Annotated in this window: 9 protein-coding genes; 7 read left to right on the top strand and 2 right to left on the bottom strand. The window is 50.2% G+C overall.

The window, feature by feature from the left end:
- Positions 1 to 39: 39 nt before the first annotated feature.
- From JNJ77_06395 to JNJ77_06385, 3 genes are read left to right on the top strand one after another with little or no spacing between them, the layout of a single operon-like run.
- Positions 40 to 1857, top strand: a complete 1818-nt coding sequence (locus JNJ77_06395; GenBank protein ID MBL8822201.1) for an ABC transporter permease — start codon at positions 40 to 42, stop codon at positions 1855 to 1857.
- A gap of 20 nt (positions 1858 to 1877) precedes the next feature.
- On the top strand, positions 1878 to 2837 hold the full coding sequence (locus JNJ77_06390; GenBank protein MBL8822200.1) for a carbohydrate kinase family protein: 960 nt from the start codon (positions 1878 to 1880) through the stop codon (positions 2835 to 2837).
- Positions 2838 to 2865: 28 nt separating this feature from the next.
- Positions 2866 to 3828, top strand: coding sequence for an ROK family protein (locus tag JNJ77_06385; GenBank protein MBL8822199.1), 963 nt, complete (start codon positions 2866 to 2868; stop codon positions 3826 to 3828).
- Positions 3829 to 4053: 225 nt separating this feature from the next.
- Here JNJ77_06385 and JNJ77_06380 read toward each other — a convergent pair whose 3' ends face one another.
- Positions 4054 to 4797 carry an RluA family pseudouridine synthase gene (locus JNJ77_06380; GenBank protein ID MBL8822198.1) on the bottom strand — a complete coding sequence of 248 codons (744 nt, stop codon included), beginning with the start codon at positions 4795 to 4797 and terminating at the stop codon, positions 4054 to 4056.
- Between the two features lie 124 nt (positions 4798 to 4921).
- Between JNJ77_06380 and metH the strand changes: the two genes are divergently transcribed.
- The 4 genes from metH (at position 4922) to JNJ77_06360 (ending at position 11058) form a co-directional block, all read left to right on the top strand.
- Positions 4922 to 8467 (top strand): methionine synthase, encoded by a 3546-nt coding sequence (metH, locus tag JNJ77_06375; GenBank protein MBL8822197.1) that lies wholly within the window; start codon positions 4922 to 4924, stop codon positions 8465 to 8467.
- Positions 8468 to 8486: 19 nt separating this feature from the next.
- The gene (locus JNJ77_06370) at positions 8487 to 9323 is read left to right on the top strand and encodes a hypothetical protein (GenBank protein MBL8822196.1); all 837 of its coding nucleotides are present in this window, start codon (positions 8487 to 8489) and stop codon (positions 9321 to 9323) included.
- A gap of 98 nt (positions 9324 to 9421) precedes the next feature.
- Positions 9422 to 9976 (top strand): DinB family protein, encoded by a 555-nt coding sequence (locus tag JNJ77_06365; GenBank protein MBL8822195.1) that lies wholly within the window; start codon positions 9422 to 9424, stop codon positions 9974 to 9976.
- A gap of 65 nt (positions 9977 to 10041) precedes the next feature.
- Positions 10042 to 11058: a glycosyl hydrolase gene (locus JNJ77_06360; protein MBL8822194.1), complete on the top strand. Its 1017-nt coding sequence runs from the start codon at positions 10042 to 10044 to the stop codon at positions 11056 to 11058.
- Here the strand turns inward: JNJ77_06360 and JNJ77_06355 are convergent, their stop codons facing one another.
- A complete protein-coding gene (locus JNJ77_06355; protein MBL8822193.1) occupies positions 11059 to 12102 on the bottom strand; it encodes a hypothetical protein in 1044 nt (347 codons plus the stop codon).
- Positions 12103 to 12166 lie beyond the last annotated feature (64 nt).

Here is a 12166-nt window from a genome sequence, read left to right as displayed (position 1 = left end):
ACCCGGCTACATTGCTTCCATAGGAATCAACTGACTGATATGCTTGGCCCCATCTTTAACCGTGAAGCCCTGACTGTTCCGCGTCATTCACGTCATTATTTGTTACGCAGTCTTTATCTCGGACTTCTGCTTGTTACTGGAGTTACTTTCTGGCAGACACTGTATGGATGGGGGAAATCGGTAACCTTAGGAGATTACTCACATTTTGGCGTTCTGTTCTTTCAACTTCTCAGTTTCCTGCAACTAACCCTCGTCATTTTCTTTTCTTCACTTTTTGCTGCAGCATCCGTCGCACAGGAAAAAGATCGCAGAACATTCATTCTGCTTTTGATGACTGACCTGCGGAATTACGAGTTGGTACTCGGCAAACTGCTCGGTAGTCTGATGCAGATCAGCATTCTGCTCATCGCTTCTCTGCCGATACTCGGGGCAACAGTTCTCCTGGGAGGGACAACATTTCTGCAGGTCATTGATGCGTTTCTCGTTCTTGCCGGTTCCGCACTGGCTGCCGGTTCACTGGGTTGCCTGATTGCCCTTTGGCGTGATAGAACATTTCAAACGCTAGCCGTCACCGTGCTGGGAATTGTCTTATATCTGGTGCTGGTCGAAGCGATTGGATTTCTCTCGCAGGTGTTTCCTGCTTCCGAATCAGCCTTACTGTATCTGCGTGAATGTCTTAATCCTTACCGTGTCTTGATTCGAGTACTTTCTCCAGACAGTCAGCATTTGCTTGGCTTGCAGAGTCTGCCCTTCTTTTTCTCCATGCTGGGAATCTCTCTGTTCCTTAACATTCTCGGCATTGCGATGCTGCGTATCTGGAATCCCAGCAACGAAAAAAGTCGAGGTCCGGAAGGCTCAGAAGATGAATCTGAACAGGAATTGCAGGAAGGCCGAAATCGCCATGCTGCCCCCGGTAAAGTTCGTGAAGTATGGGAGAACCCCATCGCCTGGCGCGAAATCAAGACACGAGCCTATGGGCGGAAACCACTAGTCATCAAGGCGCTCTTCTTAGTTGTCATCGGGTTCCTTATCTGGTCCGCAGTAACCTCTTTGAAGTCTCCGACTATCGCAACACGTTTCGACCTGGCGTACGCACTGGTGCCCATGATGGTGTTGAGCTTTATCCTGATCAATGCACAGGCAGTAACTTCTATTACCTCCGAAAGAGACCTGGGTGCACTGGAATTACTTCTCGTCACCGAATTAAGTCCTGCAGAATTCCTGTTCGGGAAAATCAAGGGTGTTATCTTCAACACCAAGGAAATGATCCTGCCACCTTTGATATTTCTTGGTTGGCTTGGCTACCAGGGCTATTTACCTTTGGAAACATTTTCGTTTGTCTTCATCACGATGCTGGTTTTATTAGCATTTATTATTGTGCTGGGAATTCATGTGGCCTTAAGCCGGGTTAATACTCGACTGGCGATTGGGATGAGTCTCGGTACGGTCTTTTTTATTTTTGTCTGCACCTTCCTGTGTATTTATCTGATTATGATTGGTGGCAGGTTCGAAGTGCAGATCACGAACTTCCTGCTTTTCCTGTTCATTGGTATTGGCGGCTTGTGGCTGGTGCTCAGTGGCGACAAACCCAGTTCAGCTCTGCTGCTTGCGTCTATCATTTGTCCGGTTGGAATTTTCTATGCCATTACCAATGTGATGGTGGGCAATGTTCGCACCGGTGGTGGGGGTGATGCGCTCTGGCCATTCCTGGTTGTCGTAGGAGCATTTGGATTCACCATTGCAGCTATTGTCATTCCACTGCTGAGCGAGTTTCATGTTGCCATCGCTGCCAGTGTAGCCGCAGAGGATGATGCCACCGAGAAAAAACGGTTCGAAGAAGCACGGGCCAAAAGTTAGAGTTCAACTCGGATCCTGGTATGAACAGTAACATTGAAGTCCTGTGTGTTGGTATTATCGTCGCCGACCATGTCTGTACACCTATCAATCATCTCCCCCGAGCTGGCGAACTGGTTTTGGCTGATTCCATGCTGTTAACCAGCGGTGGCTGTGCTGCCAACACTGCTGTTGACCTTTCCAAAATGGAAGTACGTGCATCTGTCGTAGGCAGAGTTGGCAACGATCTGTTCGGCAAGGTAGTCCGCGAAATTCTCCTGAGTGCAAACGTTAATACCGAGAGCATTCTGGAAACTCCCGGAATTGAAACCAGCCAGACCATGATCATCAATGTCAAAGGAGAAGATAGACGATTTGTGCATACCTTCGGCGCTAATGCCCACCTTACTGCGAACGACATCTCTCACGCCCTTCTTGATGGAATTAAAGTTCTGTATGTAGGTGGCTACCTGCTCATGCCTGGTCTGGAACAATCCGGGCTGTCAAAGTTATTTCGCACCGCGCAAGACAAAGGCATCATAACCGTCCTGGATGTTGGCATTCCTTACCCTGGAGAATACATCTCGAAGCTGAATTTACTCCTGCCATGGGTAGATGTCTTCCTGCCCAACGAAGATGAAGCCGCCATCATCCTTTCTACTACTGAACCGTGCAGGCAGGCTCAGGAATTCCATCAGATGGGAGCCAAAACCGTAGTAATCACGTGTGGAAAGCAGGGTGCCGTGCTGGTCAACAAGCATGTGAGATTAAAGTCTGGAATTTATCAGGTCGAGTATGTGGATGGCTCTGGCAGTGGCGACGCATTTGATGCAGGGTATATTACTGGAATGATCGAAGGACTGGATGAGCGAGGATGTCTCTCATTAGCCAGCGCACTTGGTGCATCCTGCGTTCGTGCCGTCGGCACCACTTCGAGCGTCTTTACGAAGAATGAATGCCAGATATTCCTTCGACACAACCAACTGAACATCACAGAATGGTAACACTCGGTTTTCCACCAGGATTACAGTCATGTATTACATCGGTGTTGATGTTGGTGGGCAAACCATCAAAACGGGCGTGGTTGATTACAAAGGCCAACCCGTAGAAGATATTTCCATCGTTCCGACAAAATCAGAACTCGGCGCCGATGTGTTTCTTAGTCAAGTTGAACTCTCTATTCATCAGTCGATTGAAAAGGCAACAGTCAGCATAAACGACATCAAGGCCATTGGCGTAGCAACCCCGGGACTTATGGATATTCCCAAGGGAATCATGACGCATCCCGTCAATATGCCCACTTTGCGAAACATTCCAGTCCGCGATCACATTCAGAAAAAACTCGGCAAACCAACCGCCTTTCAAAATGATGCCAACGCTGCTGCCTACGGTGAATTCTGGGCTGGAGCAGGACAGGGAAGCAGCAGCCTGGTGTTGTTCACACTGGGTACTGGAATTGGCTGTGGAATCATCTGGGACAAAAAGATCATTGAAGGCGAGCACAGCCACGGCTCCGAGGTTGGTCACATTGTCATCCAGGCTTTTGGTGGAAGAATGTGTGGCTGCGGTAATACTGGCCATCTAGAGGCTTATGCCAGTGAAACGGCTTTACGAAAAATAATGACCGAAGAAATACAGGCAACGCCACCGACAATGCTCAGCCAGTTGGTTCAATCAGAAGGTCTTAATGCAAGAACTTTGTTTCGGGCAGCTGAGATGAACGATGCGCTTGCAAAGAAAATAGTAGATGATGCTGCATATTCACTGGCTGTTGGCGCCACCTGCATGATGCACACGATTGATCCAGATATCGTTCTTTTTGGTGGCGGAATGAGTGTCGCTGCCGGTCCGAAGTTTCTAGAGCAGATTCGTGAGCAGATACTGCGCATTGCATTCCCGGTGCCGGCACAGAACACCAGAATAGAGTATGCATCCCTGGCTGAAAAAGCTGGCTACATCGGCGCTGCTGGCTGGGCCAAGCATCTGTTTGGATAATGTTGACAGGATGAAACCGACCTACCCCAACTCACCTCTACATGCTATCCTACTTGGAATGGAACGTTACTCTGCGGTTCTCGTGATGCGTGACTACTTTTGACGAACCGATAAGAGTACCCGTGGGATGTTCACTCGTATCTGGGGCTTGCACGCCTACCCGAGGTAGGATCCAAAAGCCAGGTCGGTAACGTCCCCCTTTAAAAACGGGTTCTCAAAAGCACGTCACACGGCTCTCGTGGTTAGCGTTCCATTATTTTCTTTTTCACCAATCAGTTGCTGCCAGACTTCATTCACGGGTGCTTCAATCACTAGTGGTTTTTCCGTAACCGGGTGTACCAGTTCGAGTTTCCTGGCATGAAGTGCAATGGCATTGAATCGGGGATCTTCATACACTGCTGCAAACGTAGTCCTGGCGCCGTATAGCAAATCGCCTTTCAAAGGATGCCCCCGTGTGCTGGCCTGCAATCTGATCTGATGCATTCTGCCGGTGAGCAATTCAATTTGCAACCACGAAAAGTCGCTATTTCTTTCCAGGCATTCATAACGAAGTTCAGCACGCTGAGCATTTGGCTCATCCTTTGCTACCACTTCGCCACGTGGCTCATCGATGATTTTGCGTACATAATCAACCCAATGCCCTGAAGGCTGAGCAACCAGCCCCTCCACCAGTGCCCAGTAAACTTTTCTTACCCGACGCTGTTGAAATTGTTCCGCCAGTCGCCTGGCGGCCAGCCTGGTTTTTGCAAAGATCATGCATCCACTCGCAGGCCGATCCAGCCGATGCGGTACTCCTAGATAAACCTCTTCCATTTTGCGAGTGTTACTCAAATATCTCTTGATTCGCGATTCAAGACTGTCAATTCCCGGCGGTGCTTGCGTCAACAAGCCCGCTGGCTTACTCACGGCAATACACCATTGATCTTCGCGTAAGACAGTAAAACCGGCTGAATACTCTGACTTTGACATGCGATTTGAATGCACCTCACTCGTCCAATCCCTTATTCCATGCTATTCTAATGATGTAGTACACTCAACTGAACCACACCTCGTTCATTCGTGTCTCCTCTCCAGACGTGATGAACAATCAATCATGATCAAACCCGATTTTCTGCAATTACTTAACGAACGTGTTCTGGTGCTCGATGGCGCCATGGGAACCAACCTCCACAATTACAACCCCACTGATGCTGACTGGGGTGGTAAGGAGTTCGTCAACTGCACTGAATGGATGCTCTATACCCACCCCGAATGGGTGCACGCCATCCACAAGGGCTTCCTGGAAGTCGGCAGTGATGGCGTTGAGACCAATACCTTCGGTGCCAATAAAATCGCCCTCAATGAATTCGGCGAAGGCGACAAGGTTGAAGAGATCAATCGCCTGGCAGTGAAGATCGCCAAAGAAGCCTGTGCCGAGTACAGCACTCCCGATAAGCCCCGCTATGTCATCGGCTCCATTGGACCTGGCACCAAGTCAATTACCCTCGGTCATATTTCCTTCGACGAACTGCTCGAAGGCTATCGCCTGCAGGCCCGTGCCCTCATCGAAAACGGTGCGGATGTACTCCTGGTCGAAACCGCTTTCGACCTGCTCAATCTCAAAGCTGTCTGCATTGTCTGCGTTGAAGAAATGCAGCGGGCCGGCATCAAACTGCCTTTGATGGCACAAGTCACCATTGAACGACAGGGCACTATGCTCGCCGGTTCAGACATTGGCAGTGCGATGGTTACCCTGGAAGCACTATCCATCGATATTATTGGCATCAATTGTGCCACCGGCCCCGATCTCATGGTCAGCCATATCCGCCACCTCAGCGACTATGGCCGCCGCAAGATCAGTTGCTTACCCAACGCAGGCCTGCCTGAAAACGTCGATGGTAAAGCTCACTTCCCGCTCCGTCCTGAAGAACTGGCCCGTGCTCTCAAGCAGTTCGTCAGCGACTACGGCGTCAATATTGTCGGCGGCTGCTGTGGTACCACCTTTGAACACATCCGACAACTTGTCGAAGCAGTCAAAGGAATCAAACCCAAAGTTCGCACGCCTGTCTTTGAACCGAGCGTCGCCAGCCTATACCAGGCACAAACACTCAAACAGAGTCCCGGGCCGCTGATCGTCGGAGAGCGTACCAACACCACGGGAAGTCGCAAGTTTAAAAAACTCCTCGAAGCAGACGACATCGAGGGCATGGCCGCCATGGCACGCGAACAGCAAGATGAAGGCGCTCACCTGCTCGATGTCTGCGTCGCCTATCCAGGCCGCGATGAAGTGGCAGATATGAACAAGGTTCTCCGCCGCTTCAACGAAGCAGTCCGTCTGCCCATCGTGATTGATTCCACTGAATGGCAGGTGATGGCTGAGGGGCTCAAATATATTACCGGCAAGCCTTTCCTCAATTCGATCAACCTCGAAGAAGGCCGCAAGAAACTCGATATCATCGTGCCGCTGGCTAAGAAATATGGAGCAGCCCTCGTCGCTCTCACCATCGATGAAACCGGACAGGCAACCACGTGCGACTGGAAATTCGATGTCGCCAAACGTATCTACGATATCTGTGTGAATGAGCATGGAGTCGAGCCTACTGATCTCTACTTCGATCCCTTGACATTGCCCGTCTCTACCGGGCAGAGCGATCTCTACAACGCCGCCGTCGAAACACTTAACTCGATGAAGCGGATCAAAGCCGAACTTCCCGGAGCGGGCACCTGGCTGGGCCTTTCTAACATCAGCTTCGGCCTCGATCCATACGTCCGCCAGGTGGTCAACAGCGTTTTCCTCAAACTCGCTCTCGAATCGGGGCTCGACGCCGCCATCTTGAACGCCAGCAAGATTCTACCGCTGAATGAGATTGATCCGGAGGGGCTCAAATTAGCGGAACGACTGTTGCTCAATCAGCGGGAAGATGGCGATCCCTTGCAGCAACTCATCGCTCACTATCAATCGTTTGGTGGCGAAAAGAAAACGAACGCCAAGAAAACGGTTGATCTCGGCAGCACCATCGAAGAACGTCTTAAAAACGCCATCATCATGGGTCGCCGCGATACACTGATCGACGACCTCGAAACCGCTCGCAAAACCTATACACCACTCGACATCATCAATACCATCCTGCTCGATGGCATGAAGGTCGTCGGCGATCTCTTCGGTTCCGGCCAGATGCAACTTCCCTTCGTGCTGCAATCTGCCGAGGTGATGAAAGCATCGGTCAAGCATCTCGAACAATACATGACCAAGGTCGAGGGTTCCGAAAAAGGCAAGATCGTCCTCGCTACCGTCAAGGGCGATGTACATGACATTGGCAAGAACCTCGTTGATATTATCCTCACCAACAACGGCTACAAGGTTTACAACCTCGGCATCAAGCAATCGATTGAAACCATTCTCGAAGAGCTGGAAAAGACCAAAGCCCAGGCCATCGGAATGAGTGGCCTGCTGGTAAAATCGACTGTCGTTATGAAAGAGAACCTGGAACTGATGCAACAGCGGGGCTACAAGATTCCGGTTATCTGTGGAGGTGCCGCGCTCACTCGCCGTTATGTCGAAGACAATCTCCGACGCACCTATCAGTCCGGCCCGGTCTTTTATGGCGAGGATGCTTTCAGCGGCCTGCACCTGATGGATGAACTCTGCGGCCACAAACCCGCCACCCTCACCGCCAACCACGAACCCATCATCACCCTGGCACCCCCAGTAAGAGGCACCACCGCCGATAACTATACTGGCGGAGCAGGGGCCGGTCTGGCTCCCCTCTCCCTCCCGGGGAGAGGGGTCGGGGGTGAGGAGTTCGATAACGCCGCCGTTCAGGCGCTTCCTGTCGAACGCACTCTAAAACCCGCACCCAACCTCCCCAAGCCCCCGTTCCTCGGCACCAAAGTCGTCCAGAACATCGACATCGCCGAAGTCTTCCGCTTCATCAACGAACGCACGCTCATCGGCACGCAATGGCAATTCCGCAAGAACAACGTCAAACCCGCCGAGTATGAACGCCAGATGCAGGAAACCGCCTACCCGCTTTTCGACCGAATGAAGAAGCAGTGTATCCGCGAAAATATTCTCCGCCCCACGGCAGTGTACGGCTTCTTTCCCGCTGCCGGCGAAGGCAACGATCTGATTATCTTTGAAGATGACTACCACACTGAGAAACTCCGTTTCCACTTCCCAAGACAGGTAGGCCGCGATAACCTCTGCCTGGCCGACTACTTCGCTCCGAGGGAGAACGGCAAAGCCATTGACCACGCCGGCTTCTTCGTCGTTACCGTCGGTCGTTATGCATCCGAACGCGCCCGTCAGCTCTTCGAGCAGAACAACTACACCGAATATATGTACCTGCATGGCCTCTCCGTCGAAGCCGCCGAAGCAACTGCGGAATACTGGCACAAACGAATGCGTACAGATTGGGGCATTGGCCAGGACGACGATCCCGATGTCACACGGCTGTTCAAGCTCGCTTATCGCGGCTGCCGCTACAGCTTCGGCTACCCCGCCTGCCCGAACCTGGAAGACCAGGTAAAGCTATGCCAGTTGCTGCAGCCCGAGCGCATTGGGATTACCTTGAGTGAAGAGTTTCAGTTAGAGCCAGAACAATCAACGTCAGCGTTGGTAGTCCACCACCCGGAGGCGACTTATTTTAATGTGAAGTAGACTGATGAGGTAGGTAGACATGGATGGCTCATTATTTCAGATTACCGTAAATTCAGACTATCGCTCATACGATCAGTTCATCGATTATTCTTGGAATGAAAAACTTGGGGCGGAAATTCAAACCGAGCCACTAAAGAGAATTGTGGGCCGTTTAATTCTACATTGGAAATCGGCCAATTTGACCCACCATATGCAACAATTGATGATAAAGTGCATCGCAAGTATGGCTAAAGGTTTTGTTAGCGCAAAGTCATCCATACAACAGGCTCTCGAACTCATCGAATCGCACCTTGAACATTACGAGTTCCTAGCTTTATCTGAATCTCAACGTTCCCTGCTTAGCCAATGGATTCAGAGTAAGAGTCATTCAATTGAGGGGGTAACAAGGGAGTTGATCAACGAAGTCGATGAATCCAAACTCTTCAGCCATTTTTTTTGTGACACTGATTTTCAAATTGCAATCTGGTCGGGGCAAAGACAAGCATACTCATCATTATATTTTGGATACGAATACTTTGTGCTTTCTATGTTTCTCCATGTAAGTGGTCGCACTAACTATCGAATGACCAATTCAAGCCTTAACGCAGATCTTCGAAGTACCTTTAGTGATAACATCGCCACAAAGTGCTGGATTAATTCTCGAAGAAGTTGTGCAGGGTTCATTCGGCATGCGCTCGCACATGCTGGAGGTACGGAGACAGACGAACTAAAGAAGATAAGGCATGGAATATCAGTTCTTGATGGTATGTTGCAGGTAATGCCGGAAAACAATCGCAATCTCTATGAGCTTCTGAAATCAATGGCAGATACACTGATATCCCATTGCATTCCAGTTTTTTCCAAAGAAATGAAGTAAGACAATGCGTACAAAGGACTTCACGACGGCAATCAATGCGTAAAGTAGGAAATACGATAATTGAATCGTGTGATTTGCTTCTTTCTTTTGGCTCATACATGACTTCCGATCCTTTCACCAAACCCGAACTAATCTCCGGCTTCACCGACGCTGCGACCACTGCCGAATCCTTCTGGGGCAAATTCTCCCCCGATACGTTCATCGAACGGCCGTTGGATCGCAGTTGGTCACCCGCACAGAACGTGATCCATTTGATCCAGGCAACCAAACCGGTCGTTATGGCATTACGCTTGCCCCGCTTCCTCCCTCGGCTGCTGTTTGGAAAGTCAAACGCTCCGTCTCGTCATTACGACAAGATCGTCGAAGCGTATCAATCAGTGCTGTCACAGGGTGGACAGGCATCGGGAAAGTATGTGCCCAAGTTGCCAAAGAAGCCGGCGGATGTTGTCGAGTATCAACGCCGACAGGTGGAGAAACTCTCTACAACCATTCGGTCGCTCTCCCAGGCACTGGAGAATTGGACAGAGCAAGACTTGGATCGGCTTGTCTTGCCACATCCACTGCTAGGTAAATTGTCCGTCCGTGAAATGCTCTTCTTCACACTCTATCATCTTGGGCATCATCAAGATAAAGTCGCAAGCAAGACCGCTTAACTACAAAGTCATTAAGTGTGCTGAGAATACAATAAGCGCGTCATTAACCCGAACCAGGCCATCAAATGAAATTCATCTGCATCACGTTTGCCTTGATGATTGCTGTTACTCAAACCAGCAACGCACAATGGGTACAACAATCCATCAACACCACTGCTGACTTCCGAGGCCTTTGCGCCATCTCTAGCGACGTCGCCTGGGTCAGTGGCACTAAAGGCACCGTGGGTCGCACGCTTGACGGCGGCAAGACCTGGGAAGTCATCACCGTCCCCGGCGCGGAGAAACTCGACTTTCGTGACATTGAAGCCTTCAGCAAAGATGTCGCTTACATCCTCAGCATCGGCTCAGGTGAAAACTCCCGCATCTACAAAACAACAGATGGCGGCAAGCAATGGAAACTGCAGTTCACGAATGATAATCCCAAAGCGTTTTATGATGCTCTCGCCTTCTGGGATGAGCAGCATGGCGTGGCGATCAGCGATCCAGTTGATGGCAAATTCCGATTGCTCATCACCAGCGATGGAGGAGCTAACTGGAAACCTATACTCTCTGCCAACATGCCAGATGCGTTGGAGGGCGAAGGTGCTTTTGCAGCCAGCGGTGCCTGTCTACTTGCTACCGGAACCAATGACATCTGGTTCGTTACAGGAGGAGCATCAGCTGCGCGATTGTTTCATTCGCCAGACAAAGGCAGGAACTGGACTGTACTGGAATCAAAGATGCAGGCCGGGGTGGATTCCCGCGGAATTTTCTCGCTGGCGTTCAAGGACCGATCCACAGGCATGATGGTGGGTGGAGATTACAAGATTCCATTGCAGACAAATCAAACATGGCTACTCACAACCAATGGCGGAATATCCTGGGAAGCTGCCGAGAAACCAAGTCTATTGCCTTTTTGTTCATGTGTTGTCTGGGCAGGCAACCATTGGATTGCAGTAGGAACCACGGGATCGTTCCAATCCCAAGATGGCAAGAAGTGGAACCGTATCGATGCAGAGAATTACAATGTAGTCAGTGCTGGCAAAGATGGCAGCACCTGGGCCGCGGGACCTAAGTCCCGAATCGCCACGCTGAAAAACTGACTATTCTTCGGTTTTTGATTTCAGAACTTTGATGTTCCACCGCGATCCTTGGCGTTCTACCTTGAACCAGGTGAATATTTTCCCGGCACGAATGGCATCTTCCGTTTTGCCGTGATGCTTCAATTCGGTTTCCAGAATCGCCTGTTCAAGTTCAGGTGGTATTAACATGATCAGCGTCAAAAGCCTTTCGCTTGCATGAACAGCCAGTGCAAAATTCTCACATGTTACCCGGTCGTTGTTTACAAAAGTCAGGAACTTGCCTTGTTCGATGAGCGAATTCAATTGGGTGTCATTCATCTCGACAAAGCGTAAAGGTTGCTTGCTGGAGATGTTTCGATAAACGATGTAGCGTCCGTTGTTGAGCCTGCCAGCAACCGTCAGTTCCAGATTGGAGATTTGTTCGAGAAGAACTTCAGGCTCGTGGTAGCTGAATTGAATGCGCCAGCGTTTATTCCTGGCCATCGCATACCCTTGTTCAACGCCATCGCCAATAGTATCACCTTTTTCTCCACCACCTCCTTTACCTTTAGGCCCCGGTCGCCCTGGATTAGTCGCAGTCTGAATATTCTTAGGCAACGCTGGCATGGTTGAATTCAAGTCCGATTTGTCGGGATTGGGCAACTGCTGAACGTCGAGTTCTTTAACGGTAATGAGATCTGTCTTCACTTCACTGGCGTCATCACCAGTATGACCTGCGTGCCTGGGTTTATCCTGAGTATCCTTATCAGAATTGATCCGTGCTTCGACTACCTCCTGCTCCATAATAGGCTGTTGTGGCGGCTTCCAGTAGTAGCTAATGCTCATACAGGCCACTACCACCAGTACGGCAATCACATGCACGCCTAAAGCTATCAGAATGGAAAGCGGAAACTCGTAGTGCGACGAATACTTCTTCCAGAATCCGATTTCTGGTTCAATGTTCGTATGAACTGGTAACTCTGCAGAATCCAAAGGCGACATGTTCAGTTCATTGTTCCCATCAGGGAAGAAAGACTGGCAATCAAAGATTTCGGATGATGATGAAGCGGTTTCCGAGGAAGCCATCGCATTGCTCCTGGAGTTTGAAAATGATATCTCAACCATACCCTGAGAGTTACAGAGCCACAAG

Source organism: Planctomycetia bacterium (genome assembly GCA_016795155.1).
GTDB lineage: Bacteria > Planctomycetota > Planctomycetia > Gemmatales > HRBIN36 > JAEUIE01.
Note: the sequence above shows the minus strand (reverse complement) of the source record. Positions and strands in the feature narration are given on the sequence as shown.

Coding starts and splice junctions, on each gene's coding strand:
- JNJ77_06390 (MBL8822200.1), top strand. CDS start 1,878: ATGAACAGTAACATTGAAGTCCTGTGTGTTGGTATTATCGTCGCCGAC.
- JNJ77_06355 (MBL8822193.1), bottom strand. CDS start 12,102: ATGGCTTCCTCGGAAACCGCTTCATCATCATCCGAAATCTTTGATTGC.
- metH (MBL8822197.1), top strand. CDS start 4,922: ATGATCAAACCCGATTTTCTGCAATTACTTAACGAACGTGTTCTGGTG.
- JNJ77_06370 (MBL8822196.1), top strand. CDS start 8,487: ATGGATGGCTCATTATTTCAGATTACCGTAAATTCAGACTATCGCTCA.
- JNJ77_06395 (MBL8822201.1), top strand. CDS start 40: ATGCTTGGCCCCATCTTTAACCGTGAAGCCCTGACTGTTCCGCGTCAT.
- JNJ77_06365 (MBL8822195.1), top strand. CDS start 9,422: ATGACTTCCGATCCTTTCACCAAACCCGAACTAATCTCCGGCTTCACC.
- JNJ77_06360 (MBL8822194.1), top strand. CDS start 10,042: ATGAAATTCATCTGCATCACGTTTGCCTTGATGATTGCTGTTACTCAA.
- JNJ77_06385 (MBL8822199.1), top strand. CDS start 2,866: ATGTATTACATCGGTGTTGATGTTGGTGGGCAAACCATCAAAACGGGC.
- JNJ77_06380 (MBL8822198.1), bottom strand. CDS start 4,797: ATGTCAAAGTCAGAGTATTCAGCCGGTTTTACTGTCTTACGCGAAGAT.